The organism is Pseudomonas sp. NFACC14 (assembly GCF_900106885.1).
GTDB classification, from domain to species: Bacteria; Pseudomonadota; Gammaproteobacteria; order Pseudomonadales; family Pseudomonadaceae; genus Aquipseudomonas; species Aquipseudomonas fluorescens_AA.
This window is the reverse complement of the sequence record NZ_FNOA01000029.1, coordinates 14,946-37,587: the sequence shown is the minus strand read 5'-3', so window position 1 is coordinate 37,587 and position 22,642 is coordinate 14,946. Positions and strand designations below refer to the sequence as shown.

At 62.6% G+C, this 22,642-nt stretch carries 21 protein-coding genes; 8 read left to right on the top strand and 13 right to left on the bottom strand.

What is annotated here, in order from left to right:
- Window positions 1-21: 21 nt before the first annotated feature.
- The 4 genes from BLU85_RS27400 to mreB form a co-directional block, all read right to left on the bottom strand.
- Window positions 22-618: a Maf family protein gene (locus BLU85_RS27400; RefSeq protein ID WP_092204997.1), complete on the bottom strand. Its 597-nt coding sequence runs from the start codon at window positions 616-618 to the stop codon at window positions 22-24.
- A 37-nt stretch (window positions 619-655) separates the two neighbouring features.
- Window positions 656-1,144 carry a rod shape-determining protein MreD gene (gene mreD, locus BLU85_RS27395; RefSeq protein ID WP_092204996.1) on the bottom strand — a complete coding sequence of 163 codons (489 nt, stop codon included), beginning with the start codon at window positions 1,142-1,144 and terminating at the stop codon, window positions 656-658.
- Window positions 1,141-2,280 carry a rod shape-determining protein MreC gene (mreC, locus tag BLU85_RS27390; RefSeq protein WP_092204995.1) on the bottom strand — a complete coding sequence of 380 codons (1,140 nt, stop codon included), beginning with the start codon at window positions 2,278-2,280 and terminating at the stop codon, window positions 1,141-1,143. Before mreC ends, mreD begins: the two co-directional genes overlap by 4 nt.
- A 141-nt stretch (window positions 2,281-2,421) precedes the next feature.
- The gene (gene mreB / locus BLU85_RS27385) at window positions 2,422-3,459 is read right to left on the bottom strand and encodes a rod shape-determining protein MreB (protein ID WP_002555108.1); all 1,038 of its coding nucleotides are present in this window, start codon (window positions 3,457-3,459) and stop codon (window positions 2,422-2,424) included.
- Between the two features lie 214 nt (window positions 3,460-3,673).
- On the opposite strand from mreB, the gene gatC reads away from it, so the two are divergent.
- The 6 genes from gatC (at window position 3,674) to BLU85_RS27350 (ending at window position 8,903) form a co-directional block, all read left to right on the top strand.
- The gene (gene gatC, locus BLU85_RS27380) at window positions 3,674-3,961 is read left to right on the top strand and encodes an Asp-tRNA(Asn)/Glu-tRNA(Gln) amidotransferase subunit GatC (RefSeq protein WP_020297123.1); all 288 of its coding nucleotides are present in this window, start codon (window positions 3,674-3,676) and stop codon (window positions 3,959-3,961) included.
- Between the two features lie 16 nt (window positions 3,962-3,977).
- Window positions 3,978-5,429 carry an Asp-tRNA(Asn)/Glu-tRNA(Gln) amidotransferase subunit GatA gene (gatA, locus tag BLU85_RS27375; RefSeq protein WP_092204994.1) on the top strand — a complete coding sequence of 484 codons (1,452 nt, stop codon included), beginning with the start codon at window positions 3,978-3,980 and terminating at the stop codon, window positions 5,427-5,429.
- A 10-nt stretch (window positions 5,430-5,439) separates the two neighbouring features.
- On the top strand, window positions 5,440-6,885 hold the full coding sequence (gatB, locus tag BLU85_RS27370) for an Asp-tRNA(Asn)/Glu-tRNA(Gln) amidotransferase subunit GatB (protein WP_092204993.1): 1,446 nt from the start codon (window positions 5,440-5,442) through the stop codon (window positions 6,883-6,885).
- Window positions 6,886-7,037: 152 nt separating this feature from the next.
- On the top strand, window positions 7,038-7,415 hold the full coding sequence (locus tag BLU85_RS27360) for a septal ring lytic transglycosylase RlpA family protein (protein ID WP_092204992.1): 378 nt from the start codon (window positions 7,038-7,040) through the stop codon (window positions 7,413-7,415).
- A 49-nt stretch (window positions 7,416-7,464) separates the two neighbouring features.
- On the top strand, window positions 7,465-8,526 hold the full coding sequence (locus tag BLU85_RS27355; protein WP_092204991.1) for a calcium/sodium antiporter: 1,062 nt from the start codon (window positions 7,465-7,467) through the stop codon (window positions 8,524-8,526).
- A complete protein-coding gene (locus tag BLU85_RS27350) occupies window positions 8,523-8,903 on the top strand; it encodes a carboxymuconolactone decarboxylase family protein (RefSeq protein ID WP_025211835.1) in 381 nt (126 codons plus the stop codon). The genes BLU85_RS27355 and BLU85_RS27350 overlap by 4 nt, the downstream gene beginning before the upstream one ends.
- Window positions 8,904-9,033: 130 nt before the next feature.
- Here the strand turns inward: BLU85_RS27350 and BLU85_RS27345 are convergent, their stop codons facing one another.
- From BLU85_RS27345 to kdgD, 5 genes are all read right to left on the bottom strand, one after another.
- A complete protein-coding gene (locus tag BLU85_RS27345; RefSeq protein WP_092204990.1) occupies window positions 9,034-9,975 on the bottom strand; it encodes an AEC family transporter in 942 nt (313 codons plus the stop codon).
- 257 nt (window positions 9,976-10,232) lie between these two features.
- The gene (gene garD / locus BLU85_RS27340; RefSeq protein ID WP_092204989.1) at window positions 10,233-11,786 is read right to left on the bottom strand and encodes a galactarate dehydratase; all 1,554 of its coding nucleotides are present in this window, start codon (window positions 11,784-11,786) and stop codon (window positions 10,233-10,235) included.
- A gap of 13 nt (window positions 11,787-11,799) precedes the next feature.
- Complete coding sequence (locus BLU85_RS27335; protein ID WP_092204988.1) at window positions 11,800-13,164, bottom strand: MFS transporter; 1,365 nt, start codon at window positions 13,162-13,164, stop codon at window positions 11,800-11,802.
- 85 nt (window positions 13,165-13,249) lie between these two features.
- A complete protein-coding gene (locus tag BLU85_RS27330; protein ID WP_092204987.1) occupies window positions 13,250-14,695 on the bottom strand; it encodes an aldehyde dehydrogenase family protein in 1,446 nt (481 codons plus the stop codon).
- A gap of 129 nt (window positions 14,696-14,824) precedes the next feature.
- Window positions 14,825-15,736 carry a 5-dehydro-4-deoxyglucarate dehydratase gene (gene kdgD, locus BLU85_RS27325; RefSeq protein WP_014336610.1) on the bottom strand — a complete coding sequence of 304 codons (912 nt, stop codon included), beginning with the start codon at window positions 15,734-15,736 and terminating at the stop codon, window positions 14,825-14,827.
- A 481-nt stretch (window positions 15,737-16,217) separates the two neighbouring features.
- Here kdgD and BLU85_RS31505 point away from each other — a divergent pair, with 481 nt between their 5' ends.
- Window positions 16,218-16,406 (top strand): hypothetical protein, encoded by a 189-nt coding sequence (locus tag BLU85_RS31505; protein WP_256572899.1) that lies wholly within the window; start codon window positions 16,218-16,220, stop codon window positions 16,404-16,406.
- A gap of 147 nt (window positions 16,407-16,553) precedes the next feature.
- Here BLU85_RS31505 and BLU85_RS27315 read toward each other — a convergent pair whose 3' ends face one another.
- The 4 genes from BLU85_RS27315 to BLU85_RS27300 form a co-directional block, all read right to left on the bottom strand.
- Window positions 16,554-17,300: a FadR/GntR family transcriptional regulator gene (locus tag BLU85_RS27315; RefSeq protein WP_072410832.1), complete on the bottom strand. Its 747-nt coding sequence runs from the start codon at window positions 17,298-17,300 to the stop codon at window positions 16,554-16,556.
- Between the two features lie 277 nt (window positions 17,301-17,577).
- Window positions 17,578-19,305 carry an ABC transporter ATP-binding protein/permease gene (locus tag BLU85_RS27310; RefSeq protein WP_072410830.1) on the bottom strand — a complete coding sequence of 576 codons (1,728 nt, stop codon included), beginning with the start codon at window positions 19,303-19,305 and terminating at the stop codon, window positions 17,578-17,580.
- A gap of 251 nt (window positions 19,306-19,556) precedes the next feature.
- Window positions 19,557-20,117 (bottom strand): response regulator transcription factor, encoded by a 561-nt coding sequence (locus BLU85_RS27305; RefSeq protein ID WP_003177957.1) that lies wholly within the window; start codon window positions 20,115-20,117, stop codon window positions 19,557-19,559.
- Window positions 20,114-21,373: an ATP-binding protein gene (locus tag BLU85_RS27300; RefSeq protein WP_072410828.1), complete on the bottom strand. Its 1,260-nt coding sequence runs from the start codon at window positions 21,371-21,373 to the stop codon at window positions 20,114-20,116. Before BLU85_RS27300 ends, BLU85_RS27305 begins: the two co-directional genes overlap by 4 nt.
- Before the next feature lie 404 nt (window positions 21,374-21,777).
- Between BLU85_RS27300 and BLU85_RS27295 the strand changes: the two genes are divergently transcribed.
- Window positions 21,778-22,494: an SIMPL domain-containing protein gene (locus BLU85_RS27295; protein WP_092204986.1), complete on the top strand. Its 717-nt coding sequence runs from the start codon at window positions 21,778-21,780 to the stop codon at window positions 22,492-22,494.
- Window positions 22,495-22,642 lie beyond the last annotated feature (148 nt).

The window sequence follows — 22,642 nt, the reverse complement described above, 5'->3', positions numbered from 1 at the left end:
CCGCATCAAGTCAGACGGCGCTCAGCGCGCGCTCAAGGTTTGCCAACAGGGTATGCCGAAATGGCCCAGCAGTTCTGCGGTTTCGCACAGGGGCAGGCCGACCACGGCCGAATAGCTGCCTTCGAGCCCGGCGACGAACACCGCGCCCAGCCCTTGGATACCATAGCTGCCGGCCTTGTCCCGGGGTTCGCCGCTGGCCCAATAGACCATCGCTTCCTGTTCGGTGATGGAGCGAAAACGCACCCGACTGCGCACCACCCGTGATTCGCAGCGCGAGCCGTCCAGCACAGCAATGGCGGTCAGCACTTCATGGTCGCGACCGGACAGGCTCAGCAGCATGGACAAGGCGCCGGCCTGGTCCACTGGCTTGCCGAGAATCCGCCCCTCCAGCACCACGGCAGTGTCCGCGCCGAGCACGCAGCCATCCACACCGGCGTCCAGGGCTCGCCGCCCAGCCTCGGCCTTGCCGCGCGCCAGGCGCTCGACATAGGCCGAGGGGGTTTCGTGATCCAGGGGTGTTTCATCGATGTCCGCGCCGATGGCGGTAAAGGGCACGCCAATCTGCGTGAGCAGCTCACGCCGACGCGGCGAGCCTGAGGCGAGGTAAAGCGGTTTCATCAAGACATCTCCCTATCAAGGCCAATGCCTGACCGAATCAGTTGATTTTGAAACGCAGGCGCAGGCCACGCAAACCGAAGCTGACCCATGGCCAGAGCAAGGCACTGACCAGGGCTGGCAATACCAGCGCCAGGGTTGGCTGGCGATTGCCGGTCAGCGCGCTGAGCCACAGCTGCACCAGTTGCGCCAGGCCGAAGATCACCAGGATCACCAGGCACTGCTGCCACATGGGGAACATCCGCAGGCGTTGTTGCAGCGACAGCACCAGGAAGGTGATCAGCGTCAGGATCAACGCGTTCTGCCCCAGCAGCGTGCCGTAGAGCACATCCTCGGCCAGGCCCAGGCACCAGGCGGTGACCATGCCCACCTTGTGGGGCAGGGCCAGCGCCCAGAAAGCCAGCAACAGGGCCAGCCACAGTGGGCGCAGGATTTCCATGAATTGCGGCAGCGGCGAAACGCTGAGCAACAGGCCAATGGCGAAGGTCAACCAGACTATCCAGCCGTTACCGGATTGGGTACTGCTCATTCTTCTCGTGCTCCCCTGGTGGCGGGCGCGGTGGCCGGCGTGGAGGCTGGCGGTTTGGCGGCGGGCCGGGCCGGCTGAGCAGGCTGCGCGGCGGGCGCGTGGGTGCTCGACCGGGTCGGTTTCGCAGCAGGCGCGGCCGGTGCGGCGGCCGGCGTCGTTGCCGGAGCCGCCGGAGCCGGTGCAGGCGCGGGTGGTTTTGGCACGATGGCTGGGACTGGCGCCGGCACAGCCGTAGCCGGGGCAGCCGACTCGCCGCCCTGCCGGTCCTGGGCTTCCTGGGCCGCCGCGGCTTCGTTGGCGCGCTCCTCGGGTGTCCGGGTGTCGCTGAACACCAGCAGCAGGTAACGACTGCGGTTCAACGCGGCCGTCGGCACCGCGCGCACAATGGCGAACGGCTGGCCGGAGTCATGGATGACTTCCTTGACCGTCGCCACCGGATACCCGGCCGGGAAACGCTGGCCGAGGCCGGAGCTGACCAGCAGGTCGCCTTCCTTGATATCGGCGGTATCGGCCACGTGCCGCAGCTCCAGGCGCTCCGGGTTGCCGGTGCCGCTGGCAATCGCCCGCAGGCCGTTGCGGTTGACCTGCACCGGAATGCTGTGGGTGGTATCGGTCAGCAGCAGCACGCGAGATGTATAAGGCATCAACTCCACCACCTGGCCCATCAGGCCCCGGGCATCGAGCACCGGTTGGCCGAGGACCACACCGTCGCGTTCGCCCTTGTTGATCAGGATCCGGTGGGTGAAGGGGTTGGGGTCCATGCCGATCAACTCGGCCACTTCGACCTTCTCATTGACCAGTGCCGAGGAGTTGAGCAACTCGCGCAGCCGCACGTTCTGCTCGGTGAGGGCCGCCAGCTTCTGCATGCGCCCCTGCAACAGCAGGTTTTCGGTCTTGAGTTTTTCGTTTTCGGCGACCAGTTCGGTCCGGCTGCCAAATTGGCTGGCGACACCTTGCCACAAGCGCTGCGGCAGGTCGGTGATCCAATAGGATTCCATCAACACCAGCGACATCTGGCTGCGTACAGGCTTGAGCAGCGTGAAGCGGGCATCGACCACCATCAGCGCGACCGATAGCACGGTCAGCACCAGCAGGCGCACGCCCAATGAGGGGCCTTTGGCGAAAAGCGGTTTAATAGGCCGCTCCTCCCAGGCAAATGTTTTCTTTATTCATACGGCATCAAACCGGCCTGGATACGAATGACAGAAGATAAACGCCAACGGGCAGCACTGCAAAGTGCTGCCCGAGAGCGAACAACATAGACCACTGCGCCAGGCTTATTCGCTGGAGAGCAGGTCCATGGTGTGCTTGTCCATCATTTCCAATGCACGGCCACCGCCGCGGGCAACGCAGGTCAACGGGTCTTCGGCAACGATCACCGGCAGGCCGGTTTCCTGGGCCAACAGCTTGTCGAGGTCACGCAACAGCGCGCCACCACCGGTCAGCACCAGGCCGCGCTCGGCGATGTCCGAGGCCAGCTCCGGTGGCGACTGCTCCAGGGCGCTCTTGACGGCCTGGACGATGGTCGCCAGCGACTCTTGCAGCGCTTCGAGCACCTCGTTGGAATTGAGGGTGAAGGCCCGTGGAACGCCTTCGGCCAGGTTGCGACCGCGCACGTCGACTTCACGCACTTCACCACCCGGGTAGGCCGTGCCGATTTCCTGCTTGATACGCTCGGCGGTGGATTCGCCGATCAGGCTGCCGTAGTTGCGACGCACGTAAGTGATGATCGCTTCGTCGAAACGGTCGCCGCCCACACGTACGGATTCGGCGTAGACCACACCGTTGAGGGAGATCAGCGCGATTTCGGTGGTACCGCCACCGATGTCGACGACCATCGAGCCGCGGGCTTCTTCCACCGGCAGGCCGGCACCGATGGCAGCGGCCATGGGTTCTTCGATCAGGAACACTTCACGGGCACCGGCACCGAGGGCCGATTCGCGGATAGCGCGACGCTCCACCTGGGTGGACTTGCACGGAACGCAGATCAGCACACGAGGGCTGGGCTGCAGAAAGCTGTTTTCGTGAACCTTGTTGATGAAGTACTGCAGCATCTTTTCGCAGACGCTGAAGTCGGCGATCACGCCGTCCTTCATTGGGCGAATGGCCGCGATGTTGCCCGGTGTACGGCCCAGCATGCGCTTGGCTTCCGTACCGACAGCCACGACACTCTTCTGGTTACCGTGGGTGCGGATGGCCACGACCGAGGGTTCATTCAGGACGATACCGCGCTCGCGCACGTAAATAAGGGTGTTGGCAGTGCCCAGGTCGATGGAAAGATCGCTGGAAAACATGCCACGCAGTTTCTTGAACATGGGAAAGGGACCCTAGGCAACGCGTGGGTAAAAAAGTGCGGCAAACTCTAACAACGACAGGGATTTTGGGCAAGGCGCCAATATGTTAAATTGACCGCTTTTCTGCGCACCAAACCCCACAATCGCGGCCGTAGGGCCGTAGAAATGCGGTAGTGTTCCGACAATCTAACACACGGACAGACTGCGTCCGTTTTGTTTTCCACTGGAGAATCCCATGGCGCTTGAACGCTCCGACGTGGAAAAAATCGCTCATCTGGCCTGCCTGGGCCTCAATGAAGCCGATCTTCCACACATTACTTCTGCCCTGAACAGCATTCTAGGGCTGGTCGACGAGATGCAGGCGGTCGACACCGACGGTATCGAACCGCTGGCCCACCCACTGGAAGCCAGCCAGCGCCTGCGCGCCGACGTCGTGACCGAGTCCAATCACCGCGAGGCCTACCAGTCCATCGCACCAGCGGTCGAAAACGGCCTGTACCTGGTTCCGAAAGTCATCGACTAAAGGGAAAGAGCCTCTCATGCATCACATGACCCTGGCCGAGATCGCCCGCGGACTCGCCGACAAAAAGTTTTCTTCCGAAGAGCTGACCCAGGTCCTGCTGGCGCGCATCGCCCAGCTCGACCCGCAGCTCAACAGCTTCATCAGCCTCACCCAGGAACTGGCCCTGAGCCAGGCCAAGGCCGCCGACGCCCGCCGTGCCAACGGTGAAACCGGCGCCCTGCTCGGTGCGCCGATTGCCCACAAGGACTTGTTCTGCACCCAGGGCATCCGCACCAGCTGCGGCTCGAAGATGCTCGACAACTTCAAGGCCCCGTACGACGCCACTGTGGTCGCCAGGCTGGCCGCCGCCGGCACCGTGACCCTGGGCAAGACCAACATGGACGAATTCGCCATGGGCTCGGCCAACGAGTCGAGCTACTACGGCGCGGTAAAGAACCCGTGGAACCTGGAACACGTACCGGGCGGCTCGTCCGGCGGTTCCGCCGCCGCCGTGGCCGCGCGCCTGTTGCCGGCCGCCACCGCCACCGACACCGGCGGCTCGATTCGCCAGCCAGCGGCGTTCACCAACCTCACCGGCCTCAAGCCGACCTACGGTCGCGTCTCGCGCTGGGGCATGATCGCCTACGCCTCCAGCCTCGACCAGGGCGGCCCGCTGGCGCGCACCGCCGAAGACTGCGCGATCCTGCTGCAAGGCATGGCCGGCTTCGACCCGAACGACTCCACCAGCATCGATGAGCCCGTGCCGGACTACAGCGCCAGCCTCAACGGCTCGCTGCAAGGCCTGCGCATCGGCGTGCCGAAGGAATACTTCAGCGCCGGCCTCGACCCGCGCATCGCCGAACGGGTCCACAACAGCGTCAAAGAGCTGGAGAAGCTCGGCGCGGTCATCAAGGAAATCAGCCTGCCGAACATGCAGCACGCGATTCCGGCGTACTACGTGATCGCCCCGGCGGAAGCCTCCTCGAACCTGTCGCGCTTCGACGGTGTGCGCTTCGGCTATCGCTGCGAGAACCCGGAAAACCTGGTCGACCTGTACAAGCGCTCCCGTGGCGAAGGCTTCGGTGCCGAAGTGCAGCGCCGGATCATGGTCGGCGCCTATGCGCTGTCCGCCGGCTACTACGACGCCTACTACCTCAAGGCGCAGAAAATCCGCCGCCTGGTGAAGAACGACTTCATGGCCGCCTTCAACGAGGTCGACATCATCCTCGGCCCGACCACGCCGAACCCGGCCTGGAAGCTCGGCGCCAAGAACAGCGACCCGGTCGCCGAGTACCTGGAAGACGTCTACACCATCACCGCCAACCTCGCCGGCTTGCCGGGCCTGTCCATGCCGGCCGGTTTCGTCGATGGCCTGCCGGTGGGCGTGCAACTGCTCGCGCCGTATTTCCAGGAAGGCCGCCTGCTCAACGTGGCTCACCAGTATCAGTTGAACACTGACTGGCACACCCGCACCCCAACCGGCTTCTGAGGAGAAACACATGCAATGGGAAGTCGTGATCGGGCTGGAGATTCATACCCAGCTCACCACCCGGTCGAAAATCTTTTCCGGTAGCTCCACCACATTCGGCTCCGAGCCCAACACCCAGGCCAGCCTGGTCGACCTGGGCATGCCCGGCGTGCTGCCGGTGCTCAACGCCGAAGCCGTGCGCATGGCGGTGATGTTCGGCCTGGCGATTGACGCCGAGATCGGCCAGCACAACGTGTTCGCCCGCAAGAACTACTTCTACCCGGACCTGCCCAAGGGCTACCAGATCAGCCAGATGGAATTGCCGATCGTCGGCAAGGGCCACCTGGACATCGCCCTGGAAGACGGCACGGTCAAGCGTGTCGGCATCACCCGGGCGCACCTGGAAGAAGACGCCGGCAAGAGCCTGCACGAAGAATTCAACGGTGCCACCGGCATCGACCTGAACCGTGCCGGCACGCCGCTGCTGGAGATCGTTTCCGAGCCGGACATGCGCAGCGCCAAGGAAGCCGTGGCCTACGTCAAGGCGATCCACGCGCTGGTGCGCTACCTGGGCATCTGCGACGGCAACATGGCCGAAGGCTCGCTGCGCTGCGACTGCAACGTGTCGATCCGGCCCAAGGGCCAGGTCGAGTTCGGCACCCGCTGCGAGATCAAGAACGTCAACTCGTTCCGCTTCATCGAGAAGGCGATCAACAGCGAGATCCAGCGCCAGATCGAACTGATCGAGGACGGCGGCAAGGTCATCCAGCAAACCCGCCTGTACGACCCGAACAAGGACGAGACCCGTCCGATGCGCAGCAAGGAAGAAGCCAACGACTACCGTTACTTCCCCGACCCGGACCTGCTGCCGGTGGTCATCGAGGACTCGTTCCTCAATGACGTGCGCGCCACCCTGCCGGAACTGCCGCCGCAGAAACGCGAGCGCTTCCAGGCGCAGTTCGGCCTGTCGAGCTATGACGCCAACGTCCTGGCCACCAGCCGCGAACAGGCCGATTACTTCGAAAAAGTCGTGAGCATCGGCGGCGACGCCAAGCTGGCGGCCAACTGGGTGATGGTCGAGTTGGGCAGCCTGTTGAACAAGCAGGGCCTGGAAATCGATGAGTCGCCGGTCTCGGCCGAGCAACTGGGCGGCATGCTGGTGCGGATCAAGGACAACACCATTTCCGGCAAGATCGCCAAGATGGTGTTCGAAGCCATGGCCAATGGTGAAGGCAGCGCCGACGAGATCATCGAGAAGCGCGGCTTGAAGCAGGTCACCGACACCGGCGCCATTTCCGCCGTGCTCGATGAAATGCTCGCGGCCAACGCCGAGCAGGTCGAACAATACCGGGCGGCAGACGAAGCCAAGCGGGGCAAGATGTTCGGCTTCTTCGTCGGCCAGGCCATGAAAGCCTCCAAGGGCAAGGCCAATCCGCAGCAGGTCAACGAACTGCTCAAAAGCAAGCTCGAGGGCTGATGGACATGGAGCCAGCCTTCAAATCTGGCTCCAATCTCCTTTGTGGGAGCGAGCTTGCTCGCGATAGCGGCATGTCAGTCAACACCGATGTTGAATGTGCTGGCCTCTTCGCGAGCAAGCTCGCTCCCACATTTGTATTTGGAAACTTTCGAATGAAGCGTCTCCTCGGCGCCTGCGCCCTGCTGTCCCTGCTGGCCGGTTGCGCCAGCCAGAGCGGGACGGTCGATCCACACGGCTACGACCAGACCGGCGTCGCCTCTTATTACGGTGCCAGGCACCATGGCAAGCGCACCGCCAGTGGCGAGCGTTTCGACCAGCACGGCCTGACCGCCGCCCATCGCCAGTTGCCGTTCGGCACACGGGTGAAAATCACCAACCTGGGCAACAATAACAGCGTGGTGGTGCGCATCAACGACCGTGGCCCATACTCCCGAGGCCGTTTGATCGACGTGTCCCGCGAAGCCGCCGAGCAACTGGGCATTTTGCGTAGCGGCACCGCACGGGTGCGCGTGCAAGCCCTCGACGATTGATAGACGGAGCCCGGCCATTACCCTACTCACCGCCCTACCGCTGCTCAGCCTGATCGAATTGTTCGGCGCCCTGCTGTTGCTGATCGGCGGTGCCGAACTGCTGGTGCGCGCCGCCGTGGGCCTGGCGGCCCGCTTGCAGGTACGACCGCTGATCATCGGCCTGACCGTCGTCGCCTTCGGCAGCAGCGCGCCGCAAATGGCCGTCAGCCTGCAGGCGACCCTGGCACAAAACGCCGACATCGCCGTGGGCAGCGTGATCGGCAGCAGCATCTTCAATATCCTCGTCACCCTTGGGTTGTCGGCGCTGATCATTCCGTTGCGCGTCTCGCGCCAACTGGTGCGCCTGGACATCCCGCTGATGATCGGTGCCAGCCTGCTGGTGTTCGTGCTGGCCTGGAATGAAGAACTGACCCGGTTGGACGGCATCTGGCTGCTGCTGGCCCTGGCGGTGTACCTCGGGCTGTTGCTGCGCCAGTCACGGCATTCGGGACGACCGCATCCGGTGGGGGGCGACGTGGCCCACCGGTCCTGGATCAAGAGTGTGTTGATGATCGCGTCGGGCCTGGCGATGCTGGTTTTCGCCGGGCACCTGTTGCTGGGAGCGGCGGTGGAAGTGGCGACGGACCTCGGGCTCTCGGAACGCATCATCGGCCTGACCATCGTCGCCGTCAGCACCTCGCTGCCGGAACTCGCCACGTCGCTGATCGCCGCCTTGCGGGGCCAGCGGGACATTGCGGTGGGCAACGTGATCGGCAGCAACCTGTTCAACCTGCTGGGCGTGCTGGGGGTCACCGCCCTCGCCGCGCCCACGCCACTGTCGGTCTCGCCGAACGCCCTGGATTTCGACCTGCCGGTGATGCTCGGCGTGGCGGTGCTGTGCTTGCCGGTGTTCTATTCCGGTTATCGCGTCACCCGCGCCGAAGGCCTTTTGTTCCTGGGCTTGTACCTGGCCTACGGGCTGCACGTGGTGTCATTCACCACCGGCATGCCCCTGGCCGGCCAACTGGAACGGCTGATGCTGTTCTATGTGCTGCCGGCTCTGCTCGCGTTTTTGCTGTTCACCTCCCTGCGCGCCTGGCGCCGCCAACACCACAAGAGGGATTTGCCATGACCGACACTCCAAAGACCGGCCTGGACATGCGTCGCCAGGTCATGGGCGACGCGTTCGTCGACCGCGCCCTGGGTAACGCCACCGAGTTCACCCAGCCGTTGCAGGACTTCGTCAACGAACATGCCTGGGGGAGCGTCTGGCAACGCGAGGGGCTGCCACTGAAGACCCGCAGCCTGATCACCCTCGCCGCCCTCACCGCCCTCAAGTGCCCGCAGGAACTCAAGGGCCATGTGCGCGGCGCGCTGAACAACGGTTGCACGGTGGAAGAAATTCGCGAGGCGTTGCTGCATTGCGCGGTGTACGCGGGCGTGCCGGCGGCGATCGATGCGTTTCGGGCGGCGCAGGAAGTGATCGATAGTTACCAGAAGCCGGAGTGATCGTTAGATCGCTATCGCGAGCAAGCTCGCTCCCACAGTTGACCGGCGCTGAACACAAAATGTGTGTACACCACGAACCTTCTGTGGGAGCGAGCTCGCTCGCGATTGGACCTCAAGAGCAAGCCCAAGCCTAGATCCACCCACCCCACTGCAACACAAAGATCCCCAGGTTGGTGGTAATCGCCGCCATCAAGGTGGTGATGACGATGATCGCCGCCGCCAGTTCATGGTTGCCATCGGCCGCCCGGGCCATGACGAAGCTGGCGGCGGCGGTGGGGCTGCCGAAGTACAGGAACAGGATCCCCAGTTCCGCCCCGCGAAAGCCCCAGAGCCAGGCGCCCAGCGTGGCCACCAGCGGCAGGCCGACCATTTTCACCAGGCTCGAACTCAGGGCCATCTTGCCGCTCTTGCGCAGGGCCGCCAGCGATAGCGTGCCGCCGATGCAAATCAGCGCCAGGGGCAAGGTCATTTGCGACAAGTACTTGGCCGAGGTCTCGAACCAGTTCGGCACACCGATCTGCCAATAGGCGAACGGCGCGGCGACGATCACACTGATGATCAGCGGATTGCTGATCACGCTTTTGCAAATGCTCCACGGATCGGACTTGATCACCGGGCTATAGACCGCCAGCACGATGGTCGACAAGGTGTTGTAGAACAGGATCACCAGCGCCGCGAGAATCGCTCCCAGGGAAATCCCGTAGTCGCCATACATGCTCGCCGCCAGCGCCAGGCCGATGACCCCGTTGTTGCCGCGAAACGCACCTTGGGTGTAGATGCCGCGATCTTCCCGCGGGCAACGCCAGATCGCCCAGCCCCAGGCCATCGCAAAGCTCACCAGGGTGGCGACAGAGAAATAGATCAACAGAGCCGGCTGTAACGCCGCATGCAGGTCCGCGTGCAGGATGCCGAGGAACAACAGCGCCGGCATGGTGACGTTGAACACCAGGGACGAGGCGATGTGGATGAAGTTGTCGTTGATCCAGTCGACGCGCTTGAGCAACACCCCCAGAAACAGCATGGCGAACACCGGCGCGGTGACGTTCAGGGTTTCGAGGAAAATTGCCAGCATGCCGGGGGACCTTGAGAGGGGGTGTCGTTAGGTGGCTAATAATAAGCCACTCACGGCATTGGCGTCTGGTGAAGTGCTATCGCGAGCAGGCTCGCTTCCCTTTTTTTTGGCTGAATACAGAACCTGCATTCGCCACAAATCCCCTGTGGGAGCTAGCTTGCTCGCGATAGCGGTGTTTCAGCCTGCACAGGTATCGAATGTGCCGCCGCCATCGCGAGCAAGCTCGCTCCCACATTGGTTCTTCAGTGGTCAACAGATCAAGTAATCGGCGCCGGGTTGAACAAGGTGATGTCGTTGTACAGCTTGTGCCGCTCGGCCCAGGTCTGCTTCTTGCCGCTGGCCACGTCCAGGTAGTAGTGGAACAGCTCCCAGCCCAACTCTTCGATGGTCGCCCGTCCGGTGGCGATCCGACCGGCGTCGATGTCGATCAGGTCCGGCCAGCGCTGGGCCAGTTCGGTGCGGGTCGAGACCTTCACCACCGGGGCCATGGCCAAGCCGTAGGGCGTACCCCGGCCGGTGGTGAAGACATGCAGGTTCATCCCCGCCGCCAGTTGCAAGGTGCCGCAGACAAAATCACTGGCCGGCGTGGCGCAGAAGATCAGGCCCTTTTGCTTGAAACGCTCGCCCGGGCCGAGCACGCCGTTGATCGCGCTGCTGCCAGACTTGACGATCGAGCCCAGGGATTTTTCGACGATGTTCGACAACCCGCCCTTCTTGTTGCCCGGCGTGGTGTTGGCACTGCGATCGGCCTCGCCCTTGGCCAGGTAGCGGTCGTACCAGTCCATTTCCCGCACCAGCTCCTGGGCGACTTCCTGGGTTTGCGCCCGGGAGGTCAGCAGGTAGATCGCATCGCGCACTTCGGTGACTTCGGAAAACATCACCGTCGCCCCCGCCCGCAGCAACAGGTCCGAGGCATAACCCAGCGCCGGGTTGGCGGTGATGCCGGAAAACGCATCGCTGCCGCCGCACTGCATGCCCAGGATCAGCTCCGAGGCCGGCACGGTTTCACGACGGCGCAGGTCGAGTTTCTTCAGGCGGGTCTCGGCCAATTCCATGATCTGCTCGATCATTTCGGTGAAACCGTGACTGGAATCCTGCAAGCGATACAACCACGGCTCGCTGAGGTCCACCGAACTGTCGCCCTCATGCATCACCTGACCGGCCTGCAATTTCTCGCAGCCCAGGCTGATCACCAGTGCCTCGCCGCCCAGGTTCGGGTTGCGTGCCAGGTTGCGCACGGTACGGATCGGGATGTACGCGTCGGTGGCGGTGATCGCCACGCCGCAGCCATAGCTGTGGGTCAGCGCCACCACGTCATCGACGTTCGGGTACTTGGGCAGCAGCTCATCCTTGATACGCTTGACCGCATGGTCCAGCACCCCGGTCACGCACTGCACCGTGGTGGTGATGCCCAGGATGTTGCGCGTGCCGACGGTGCCGTCGGCGTTGCGATAACCCTCGAAGGTGTAACCCTCCAACGGCGCATCGGCCGCCGGTACGTCGGTGGACAACGGCAGGCTGTCCAACGGCGGCGCGGTGGGCATGCGCAACTGGTCTTCCTTGACCCAACTGCCACGAGGAATCGGCTGCAGCGCATAGCCAATGACCTGGCCGTAGCGAATCACCTCGCCACCCTGGGGAATATCCTCCAGGGTGACCTTGTGGCTCTGCGGTACAAAGTCCACGGTGACCAGGCCGTCCGGGAACTCGGTCCCGGCCGGTACGCCCTGGTCATTGACGACGATTACCACGTTGTCCCGCTCATGCAAGCGGATGTAACGCGGCGAATCGGCATGTTCAATCAGTTGCATTGACGCCGCTCCTTCAGGATTTCGCTTCAGACAGGCTGGAGATCTCGGCATCCTTGGCCGTCGGTTCCTTGAGTACCACACGCTTGATCGGCCCTACGATGACCAGGTAGCTGAACACCGCCACCAGCGCGTTGCAACCGACAAACACCAGTGCCCACTTGAACGAACCGGTGGCGCTGATGATGTAGCCAATGACGATTGGCGTAGTGATCGATGCCAGGTTGCCGAAAGTGTTGAACAGTCCACCGCTCAAGCCGGCGATCTGTTTTGGCGACGTGTCGGACACCACGGCCCAGCCCAGTGCGCCCACGCCTTTACCGAAGAACGCCAGGGCCATGAAGCCCACCACCATCCATTCGATGTCCACGTAGTTGCAGGCCACGATGCTGCTGGAGACCAGCAGGCCGCCGATGATCGGCGCTTTGCGAGCGAAGGTCAGCGAGTGGCCCTTGCGCAGCAGGTAGTCGGAAATCACCCCGCCCAGCACGCCGCCGATAAAGCCGCAGATGGCCGGCAAGGACGCGATGAAACCGGCCTTGAGGATAGTCATGCCGCGCTCCTGCACCAGGTACACCGGGAACCAGGTCAGGAAGAAGTACGTGATGCCGTTGATGCAGTACTGGCCCAGATAGACACCGAGCATCATGCGGTTGGTCAGCAGTTGGCGGATGTAATCCCACTTCGGACCGTCGGTTTTCTTGTCCTTGCCTTTGTCCTGGTCCATGTCGACCATCGCGCCATTGGCGGCGATGTGATTGAACTCGGCTTCGTTGATCATCGGGTGCTGGCGCGGGCTGTAGATCACTTTCAGCCAGATCAGCGAGAACACGATGCCGATCACGCCCATCACGATGAACACGTGCTGCCAGCCGAAACGGTAGACGATCCAGCCCATCAACGGTGCGAACAGCACGGTGGCGAAATACTGCGCCGAGTTGAAGATCGCCGAGGCGGTGCCGCGTTCCGCGGTGGGGAACCAGGCGGCGACGATCCGTGCGTTGCCCGGGAAGGACGGCGCTTCGGCCAGCCCAACCAGGAAGCGCAGCATGAACAGCGCAACCACGGCCGTGGACATGCCGAATTCACCCACATAGCCTTGCAGCACGGTGAACAGCGACCAGGTGAAAATGCTCAAGGCATAGATTTTTTTCGACCCGAAACGGTCGAGCAGCCAGCCGCCGGGAATCTGCCCGGCCACATAGGCCCAGCCGAAAGCGGAGAAGATATAACCGAGGGTGACGGCATCGATGCCGAGGTCTTTTTGCAGGCTGGAGCCTGCGATGGCGATGGTGGCACGGTCGGCATAGTTGATCGTCGTCACCAGGAACAGCATGAGCAGGATCAAATAGCGGACGTGTGTCGGCTTGCTCGCTTGCATGTAAATGTACTCCCACTATTTATTTTTATGCGGGTCAGCAGATTGTGACGCCAGGGCGGGATCACCCGCCCTGGCGGTGTCGCACTTACGATCCGATGTAAGAAGTTTTAACCACGGTGTAGAACTCTTGCGCGTAGCGACCTTGCTCACGCGAACCATAGGACGAACCTTTGCGCCCGCCGAACGGCACGTGGTAATCCACGCCGGCGGTCGGCAGGTTGACCATCACCATGCCCGCCTGGGAATGGCGCTTGAAGTGGTTGGCATACTTCAGCGAGGTGGTGGCGATACCGGCGGACAGACCGAACTCGGTGTCGTTGGCCATGGCCAGCGCCGCCTCGTAGTCGGCCACGCGCACGACGTTGGCCACCGGGCCGAAGATCTCTTCGCGGCTGATGCGCATCGACGCTTCGCTGTCGGCGAACAGGGTCGGCGCCAGGAAGTAACCTTCGGTATCGCACGTCACCAAACCACCACCGCTGACCAGCCGCGCGCCTTCGCTCTGGCCGATGTCGATGTACTTCAAGTCCTGGTTGAGCTGGGCTTCGGAAACCACCGGGCCGATGTCGGTGTCGGCCTTCAACGCATGACCGACCTTGATCGATTGCATGCGCTCGGCCATGGCCGCAACGAACTTGTCGTGGATGCCGGCGGTGACGATCAGGCGACTGGAGGCCGTGCAACGTTGGCCGGTGGAGTAGAACGCGCTCTGCACCGCCAGCTCGACGGCTTGCTTGAGGTCGGCGTCGTCGAGGATGATCTGCGGGTTCTTGCCGCCCATCTCCAACTGCACCTTGGCCTGGCGCGACACGCAGTTGACCGCGATCTGCCGGCCCACGCCCACGGAACCGGTGAAGCTGATGCCGTCGACTTTCGGGCTGTTGACCAGGACTTCACCGACGACGCGGCCACTGCCCATCACCAGGTTGAACGCACCGGCCGGGAAGCCGGCGCGGGAAATGATCTCGGCCAGGGCCCAGGCACAGCCCGGCACCAGCTCGGCCGGCTTGATCACCACGCAGTTGCCATAGGCCAGGGCCGGGGCGATCTTCCACGCGGGGATGGCGATCGGGAAGTTCCAGGGGGTGATCAGGCCGACCACACCGAGGGCTTCACGGGTGACTTCGACGTTGACGCCCGGGCGCACTGACGGCACGTAATCGCCCGACAGGCGCAGACATTCACCGGCGAAGAATTTGAAGATATTGCCGGCGCGGGTCACTTCGCCGATGGCTTCAGGCAGGGTCTTGCCCTCTTCCCGGGCCAGCAGTTGGCCGAGTTCTTCGCGGCGGGCGAGGATCTCGCTGCCAACTTTGTCCAGGGCATCGTGACGGGCCTGGATGCCCGAGGTCGACCAGGCCGGGAAGGCGGCGCGGGCGGCTTCGATGGCGGCATTGACTTGCGCTGCGTCAGCCTTGGCGTATTCACCGATGACATCGGACAAGTCAGACGGGTTGATGTTGGTGCAATAGTCGGCACCGGCCACCCACTGACCGTTGATGTAGTTATCGAAACGCTTTGAATCTGCCACGGAGCTACTCCTTCTACAAAAGCTGTCTAGGGACGCAAAGCGTCCCTGGTGGCATTCCCACGGGGAGCGTGGGAACGAACAAACCTTACGCAAAAAGCCGCTGATCACTCAGCGGCCTCGGCGGGTCTGTTACTGCTTGCCTTGCTTGTCGATCAGCGCGGCCAGGGCTTCGTATTCTTCTGGCAGCAGGTCGGTCAACGGCGTGCGCACAGGGCCCGCGTCATAGCCAACGATCTTCGCGCCGGCCTTGACGATGCTCACCGCGTAACCGGCCTTGCGGTTACGGATGTCCAGGTAAGGCAGGAAGAAGTCGTCGATGATTTTGCCGACGGTCTCGTGATCGTCGCGGGCAATGGCGTGGTAGAAGTCCATCGCGGTTTTCGGGATGAAGTTGAACACCGCCGAGGAGTAGACCGGCACGCCCAGGGCCTTGTAGGCCGCGGCGTAGACTTCAGCGGTCGGCAGGCCGCCCAGGTAGCTGAAACGGTCGCCGAGGCGACGACGGATCGACACCATCAGTTCGATATCGCCCAGGCCATCCTTGTAGCCGATCAGGTTCGGGCAGCGCTCGGCCAGTTGTTCCAACTGAGTGGCGTTCAGGCGGCAAACGTTGCGGTTGTACACCACCACGCCGATTTTTACCGATTTGCACACGGCTTCAACGTGGGCGGCAACGCCGTCCTGGCTGGCTTCGGTCAGGTAGTGCGGCAGCAGCAGCAGGCCCTTGGCGCCCAGGCGCTCGGCTTCTTGAGCGTATTCGATGGCCTGGCGGGTGGCACCGCCAACACCGGCGAGGATTGGCACGCTGGTGGCGCAGGTATCGACGGCGGTCTTGATGACCTGCGAATACTCGCTGGCGGCCAGGGAGAAGAATTCACCGGTGCCGCCCGCTGCGAACAATGCAGAGGCGCCATACGGGGCCAGCCACTCGAGGCGCTTGATGTAGCTGTCGCGATTGAAATCGCCTTGGGCAGTGAAATCGGTGACCGGGAACGACAGCAGGCCAGACGAGAGGATGGACTTCAGTTCTTGTGGATTCATTATTCGAACACCCTGGGACGCAAAATGTGTGTGAGATGGTTAAGCTTCGGCCAGAAGTTGTAGGTCATCGTACAACTTAAATAATCTGCGTCAACTGCATTTCGTCATCGATGGGTAAAAAGGCCGACAAACCGTTCGTCAGCACTGTCGACTCTGCCAGTAGGCGTGACGGTGTGTTGGAGGCATAACGCAGCAGTGGCCGTGCGACCGCCCGGCCAGTGTTTTCTGGCTTGCTATCTAACAGTGAGTCACCGTATGCGCACGGTCGCCTCACAGGGAGAGACACCATGGCGAACTTTGCACTGCCCATCCTCAACCAGTTCTCAGGCAACAAACCCGCCGAGAAGGTCACGATCAACCTGTCGAAGCTGGGGCCAATCTGGAAGTCCAGATTCCTGACTCGAATGAAATCTCCGCCGATTGGTCGGTCTACCCGATTCTCGGCGCCAACAAGGATCATCCCGACTGGTCCGGCCAGCAGGTGGCGGCCGGCACCTGGGACGATGCCAACGACGGCATGGTGAAACTGACGGGGCTGAAAGTCACCGTGCCCAAGGCAGAACTGCAAAAGTACCTGGGCCGACAGGTTGAACTGCGCTACCGGTTTGCCAATGAATCGGGGTATGACTTGTATTCCGATCCGTCGGTGAAGTTGAAGATAGAGCCCTAGGCGCCCAGGCACGGCGGCGGTTGACCGGACGCCATCGCGAGCAGGCTCGCTCCCACAGGGGGATTGTGGCGGACCTGAATCCAGTGACCACAAGAAATCACTGTGGGAGCGAGCCGGCTCGCGATAGCGGTGGCTCGGCTGGTCAGATCAACCTTGGGCCTGGGCCTCTTCATGGGCCTGGCGCAGCCTTTCGCGGCTGTTGGTCAGGTGCAAGCGCATGGCCGCACGGGCCGCGTCAGAGTCCTGGCGGGCGATGGCTTCATAGATTTCCTCGTGCTCGCGGCTCAGGCGATCCATGTAGTGCTGGTGGTCGTCGTGGGCCAGGCGCGCCGAGTTCAGCCGGGTACGCGGGATGATGCTAGTGCCCAGGTGGGTCATGATGTCGGTGAAGTAGCGGTTGCCGGTGGACAGGGCGATTTCCAGGTGGAAGGCGAAGTCCGAGGCCACCGCATCGCTGGCGTGGGCGGCGCTTTCCTTCAAGGCGTCGAGGGCGGCGCGCATCGTCGCCAGTTGCTCGTCGCTACGGCGCTGCGCCGCGAGCCCGGCGGATTCCACTTCCAGGCTGATGCGCAACTCCAGGATCGCCAGCACGTCCCGCAAGGTGACGACCGTGGCCGGGTCGATGCGAAAACCGCTCGGGCTGGGCGTGTCCAGCACGAAGGTGCCGATGCCATGGCGGGTTTCCACCTGGCCGGCGGCCTGCAACCGGGAAATCGCCTCGCGCACCACGGTGCGGCTGACGCCATGGGCTTCCATGATCGCCGACTCGGTGGGCAATTTATCGCCACGCTTGAGCAGGCCGTCGCGAATCTGCTCGGTCAGCACCGTCACCAGCTCCTGCGCCAGGCTGCGGCGCTTGCGGGGAAGGCGGGGTACGTCGATCGGGTTTTCCATTGTGTCTGTGTCTCGGCAAGCGGCTGAATGACAACATCATAGCGCAACGTGGTTGTACGATCACCGTGGGAGCAGTGGCGAGTCGAGGGCTGACACCTAGTCGCCTTCATCGCGAGCAAGCTCGCTCCCACATTGGATCGGTTGTAGACATGAACATCCGATTCACCACAAACCCTTGTGGGAGCGAGCTTGCTCGCGATGGCGGTGGGTCAGCCACATCAATATCAACTGATACATCGCTATCGCGAGCAAGCTCGCTCCCACAGGTTTTGGGTGTTTATGCTGTCACGGTGCGCTCCACCAGTTGGCCATTTTCGATACGCACATGTCGCGGATGGAAACGTTTCAAACTGCTTCGGTGGCCGACGCTGACGATGCTCAGGCCCGGCAACTGGTCGATCAGCGCCTGATACAGCGTCGCCTCGTCTTCTTCGTCCATCGCCGACGTGGCTTCGTCCATGTACAACCATTGCGGTGCATAAAGCAATGCACGGGCAAAGGCCAGGCGTTGCTGCTCGCCAGGCGAGAGCATGCGCTGCCAGTGGTTGCTTTCATCCAGCCGCGGGATCAGGTGCGGCAGGCGGCAGGTTTCCAGCACCTGTGCATAACGTTCGTTGGGGTAGACGTCGCCAGCCTGTGGATAACTCAACACTTCCCGCAGGCTGCCAATGGGCAGATAGGGCTTCTGCGGCAGGAACAGGTAACGCGCCGCCGGAAGCCGGATCGTCCCGTGCCCCGCAGGCCACAAATGCCCCATCGCGCGAAACAGGGTCGATTTACCACTGCCGGAACGACCGCTGAGCATGACCCGCTCGCCCGGCGCCACGCTCATATCGGCGTTGTCGAGCAGATGACGACCGTCGGCCAGATCCAAGCCGAGGTTATGAACCGCCAACGCGCTCCCCTGGTTCTGCACATCGATGGCCGGCACGCGGTCTTCGTTGTCACTCATGGCCTGGCGGAAGCTCAACAGACGATCGCAGGTGGCGCGCCACGCGGCAAGGTCGGCGTAGGCGCTGATGAACCAGCTGAAGTTCTCCTGCACATTGCCGAACGCCGAGTTGATCTGCATGAGCTCGCCCAGTTGGATCTTGCCGGCGAAGTAGCGCGGCGCGGCCACGATGAACGGGAAGATGATCGCGATCTGGCCGTAGCCGGAGGTGAAGAACGTCAAGCGTTTGGACACCCGCATGATGTCCCAGAAGTTATGCCAGACCAGGCCGAAGCGCCCGCTCAGGCGGCGGTTCTCGTTCGGCTCGCCGTTGTACAGCGCAATGCTCTCGGCGTTTTCACGCACCCGGACCATGGAGAAACGCAGGTCGGCTTCGAAGCGTTGCTGGTTATTGTTCAGCCCGATCAGGCGTCGGCCGATCAGGTGCGTCAGCCAACTGCCCACCGCCGCATACACCAGGGCGCACCAGAACATGTAGCCGGGGATGGTGTAGCCGAACACTTCGATGCTGCCGGACACGCCCCACAAGATGATCGAGAACGACACCAGGCTGACCACGGTGCGCAGCAATCCCAGCCCCAGGCCCAGGGTATTGGTGGTGAAACTGTTGAGGTCTTCGGAAATCCGCTGGTCCGGGTTGTCGGTATAGCCGCCCTGCTCCAGCCGGTAGTAATTCTTGTTGCCCAGCCAGCGGGCGAAATGCTGCTCGGTCAGCCAGGCCCGCCAACGAATGGTGAGCATCTGCGTGAGGTACAAGCGGTAGACGGCGCCAAGGATCGCCACCGCCGCGATGCCGCAGAAATACAGGATCAACTGCCAGAACGCCGCGCTGTTCTTCTCCTGCAGGGCGTTGTAGAAATCCTTGTACCAACTGTTGATCCACACCGAAATCGCCACGCTGAACAGCGACAGCGCGATGACGGCGATCAACAGCGTCCAGGCCTTGCCCTTCTCCTCACTGCGCCAGTACGGCGTGGTCATTTGCCAGACACGGCGGAAAAACTGCCCGCGCACCGCGTCATTGACCGCGGAATATTCAGCGTTCTGATTCATGGTTAAGGCTCGATAAAGAAAAGAACTAGTGTCATGTTTCGCAAATACGTTTCTTTTTGACGAGTGGCTGTTGTCGTCAGGCAAGGCGCCGCGACGAGTCATAGCCCGCTATGGCGAGGAGCGGCAACGCAGCATGACGGCAACAGACGCCGTCAAAAAGGAACAGTATTTGTGATACATGACGCTGGGGCCGATCATAAAGCAACGGCCCGATATGTCGCGAGGGTGGACAACACCTGTTCAGCGCAGGTTCAGCGACGCACGGGACGCTTTTGCAATTTGCGCTGCAGGGTCCGCCGGTGCATGCCCAGGGCGCGGGCGGTGGCGGAGATATTGCCTTCGTGCTCGGTCAGCACCCGCTGGATGTGCTCCCATTGCAGGCGATCCACCGACATGGGGTTTTCCGGCACCAGGGTGTCGAGGTCGGCGTGCTCGGACAACAGCGCCGCCAGCACGTCATCGGCATCCGCCGGTTTGCACAGGTAATTGCAGGCGCCGCGCTTGATGGCCTCGACCGCCGTGGCGATGCTCGAATAACCGGTGAGGATCACCACGCGCATTTCCGGGTCCAGCTCCAGCAACTTGGGCAGCAGCACCAGGCCGGAATCGCCATCCATTTTCAGGTCCAGGGCGGCGTAGTCCGGCAGGTCGGCCTGGGCGATGGTCAGGCCTTCCTCGGCGGAACCGGCGGTGCTGACGCGAAAGCCGCGACGGGACATGGCCCGGGCCATGACGCGGGTAAACGTGGCGTCGTCATCCACCAGCAACAGGTGCGGCAGTTCTTCGCCGTCGACTTGGATCTCGTCACTCATGTTTCGTCTCCTCGGTCGGCATGGGGCAGGCGCAGCTCGGTGAGCGTGCCGCCTTCCTCATGGGGGTAGAGTTTCACCGAGCCGCCGGCGCGTGTCACGCTGGCTTTGCTCAAGAACAGGCCCAGGCCGAAACCTTTGCCCTTGGTGGTATAGAACGGCTTGCCGATCTGCTCGGCAATCGCCAGCGGCACGCCGGCGCCGTGGTCGCGAATGCAGATGGTCAATTCATAAGCGTTCCAGTCCAACGCCACTTCTAGGTTGTCGGGACAGGCATCGGCGGCATTGTTCAGCAGGTTCAACAGCGCCTGGGTCAGGTCCGGCGGCGGTGCCATGCGCGGCACCACGCCCTTGCCCAGGCACTGGAAGCGATAACTGGCTTCCGGGCGCATCAGGTGCCAGCGGTTCAGCGCATCGTCGAGCCAGAAGGTGACTGCCTGCATGTCGATGTCCAGCCGCCGATTGGCCTCGGCGGCACGCACCAGGTATTGCAGGGTTTCCTTGCAGAGCTTGACCTGGTCCTGAAGCACGCTGAGATCGTCCTGCAGTGCCGGGTCGTGATGGTCCTGGCGCATTTCCTTGAGCAGCACACTCATGGTCGCCAGCGGTGTACCCAGTTCATGGGCGGCGCCGGCGGCCTGGGTCGCCACGGCCAGCAATTGCTCGTCCCGCAGGCCTTCTTCACGGCGGATAGCCCGCAGCTCTTCCTGACGGCGCAGCTCCTCGGCCATGCGCGCGGCAAAAAACGTGATGACCGCCGCCGCCAGGGCGAAACTCAGCCACATCCCATAGATCTGCAGGTTTTCCCGGGCGATGGGAAAGGTTTCCAGCGGGTAGAAGCGCACCAGCAGCAAGGTGTACAGGGCCAGGGCGATGCCGGAAAGGATCAGCGAAAACCGCCACGGCAACGTCACGGCGGCGATGGTCAGCGGCACCAGGTAATAAGAGACGAAGGGGTTGGTGGAGCCGCCGGAGAAATACAGCAGCGCGCTGTGGATAAACAGGTCACACGCCAGTTGCACCGCATATTCCAGCTCGGTCACCGGCCACGAGGCACGCAGGCGAATCGCCGTCAGCGCGCACAGCACGCTGGAACAGACCAGGGTGATCGCCAACTGCAGCCAGGGCAGCGGCAGCAGGTCGAACCAATAGGCGAGTCCCACGGAGCCGGCCTGGGCCGCCAGGACCAGAATACGGATGAATGTCAGGCGCCAGAGGTTCTGGCGGGAAGCGGAAGTCATTTGCAAAGGGGCGAGCATGAGCTCTCCTGATGAGCGCTCCAGGCGGATCGCACGGAGTATAACCAAGGCGCGGGTTGCAGCGGCAGATATGCGGCAAAGCGCCACAGCTCTCAATGCTGCATATACCCCTTGTGGCGAGGGAGCTTGCTCCCGCTGGCCTGCGTGTAGGAGCTGCCGAAGGCTACGATCTTTTGATCCTTCGCTCACGACTCAATTAGCCGGAACAAGATCGCAGCCTCGTTGCACTCGTCAGCTCCTACGACGTATTCCAGCGGGAGCAAGCTCCCTCGCCACGGGGCTCTTCATTGGCTTCAGGTATCTGTATAGAAGTTGTAACTGTGCGAACCCACCCATAAAAGCTAGAGTCTTATCCTTCACGCAGGCCCGGACCTCACCCCTGCGCCTCATCCCAAGGAGCTTTCATGCACACGTTCAGTCGCCCCGCCGCCCTGCTCGCCTTCAGCCTCGGCACCGTCGCCAGCCTGCCGGCCCTGGCCGCCGACGAGCTTCACTACAACCAGATTTCCCTGCGCGCCGAAGCCAGCCAGGAAGTGGCCCGTGACCTGATGATCGTCACCCTCTACACCGAAGAACAGAACACCGACCCGGCCAAACTCGCCGCCGCGATCACCACCACGGTGAACAAAGCCATTGGCCAGGCTAAAGAGGTCAAGGACATCACCCTGCGCCAGGGCAGCCGCAACAGCTACCCGATCTACGACAACAAAGGCGGGAAAATCACCGGCTGGCGCGAACGCGCCGAACTGCGCCTGGAAAGCGCCGACTTCGCGGCACTGTCCAAACTCACCGGCGAGCTGCTGGGCGACATGAAGATGGGCGGCATGGACTTCGCCATCGCCACCGCCACCCGCCAGAGCAGCGAAGACGCCCTGCTCAAAGACGCCGTCAACGCCTTCAAGGCCCGCGCTCAACTGGCCACCGAAGCCCTGGGCGGCAAGGGTTACAAGATCGTCAACCTGAACTTCAATACCAACGGCTACCCACAACCGTACATGCGCCCGCAGATGATGATGAAAGGCGCGTCCATGGATGCTGAGTCCGTGACACCTGACGTGGAAGCGGGTACCAGCAAGGTGACGATGACGGCGGATGGGGTGGTTGAGGTGTTGTTGCAGTGATGGTTGTCTGACAGAGACATCCAGCCCAGTGAAACACCCTTGTGGCGAGGGGATTTATCCCCGTTGGGCTGCGCAGCAGCCCCAAAGGCAGCGACTCAATCTACCTGACACACCGAGGTGTCAGGCCTGGGTCTGCTTCGCAGCCCAG

Excerpts from the sequence above, each read along its gene's own strand:
- kdgD (WP_014336610.1), bottom strand. The coding sequence starts at position 15,736 with ATGAATCCACAAGAACTGAAGTCCATCCTCTCGTCTGGCCTGCTGTCG.
- mreD (WP_092204996.1), bottom strand. The coding sequence starts at position 1,144 with ATGAGCAGTACCCAATCCGGTAACGGCTGGATAGTCTGGTTGACCTTC.
- gatC (WP_020297123.1), top strand. The coding sequence starts at position 3,674 with ATGGCGCTTGAACGCTCCGACGTGGAAAAAATCGCTCATCTGGCCTGC.
- mreB (WP_002555108.1), bottom strand. The coding sequence starts at position 3,459 with ATGTTCAAGAAACTGCGTGGCATGTTTTCCAGCGATCTTTCCATCGAC.
- gatB (WP_092204993.1), top strand. The coding sequence starts at position 5,440 with ATGCAATGGGAAGTCGTGATCGGGCTGGAGATTCATACCCAGCTCACC.
- BLU85_RS27300 (WP_072410828.1), bottom strand. The coding sequence starts at position 21,373 with ATGCTCGCCCCTTTGCAAATGACTTCCGCTTCCCGCCAGAACCTCTGG.
- BLU85_RS27345 (WP_092204990.1), bottom strand. The coding sequence starts at position 9,975 with ATGCTGGCAATTTTCCTCGAAACCCTGAACGTCACCGCGCCGGTGTTC.
- BLU85_RS27350 (WP_025211835.1), top strand. The coding sequence starts at position 8,523 with ATGACCGACACTCCAAAGACCGGCCTGGACATGCGTCGCCAGGTCATG.
- BLU85_RS27295 (WP_092204986.1), top strand. The coding sequence starts at position 21,778 with ATGCACACGTTCAGTCGCCCCGCCGCCCTGCTCGCCTTCAGCCTCGGC.
- BLU85_RS27315 (WP_072410832.1), bottom strand. The coding sequence starts at position 17,300 with ATGGAAAACCCGATCGACGTACCCCGCCTTCCCCGCAAGCGCCGCAGC.
- BLU85_RS27360 (WP_092204992.1), top strand. The coding sequence starts at position 7,038 with ATGAAGCGTCTCCTCGGCGCCTGCGCCCTGCTGTCCCTGCTGGCCGGT.
- BLU85_RS27305 (WP_003177957.1), bottom strand. The coding sequence starts at position 20,117 with ATGAGTGACGAGATCCAAGTCGACGGCGAAGAACTGCCGCACCTGTTG.
- gatA (WP_092204994.1), top strand. The coding sequence starts at position 3,978 with ATGCATCACATGACCCTGGCCGAGATCGCCCGCGGACTCGCCGACAAA.
- BLU85_RS27335 (WP_092204988.1), bottom strand. The coding sequence starts at position 13,164 with ATGCAAGCGAGCAAGCCGACACACGTCCGCTATTTGATCCTGCTCATG.
- garD (WP_092204989.1), bottom strand. The coding sequence starts at position 11,786 with ATGCAACTGATTGAACATGCCGATTCGCCGCGTTACATCCGCTTGCAT.
- BLU85_RS27310 (WP_072410830.1), bottom strand. The coding sequence starts at position 19,305 with ATGAATCAGAACGCTGAATATTCCGCGGTCAATGACGCGGTGCGCGGG.
- BLU85_RS27400 (WP_092204997.1), bottom strand. The coding sequence starts at position 618 with ATGAAACCGCTTTACCTCGCCTCAGGCTCGCCGCGTCGGCGTGAGCTG.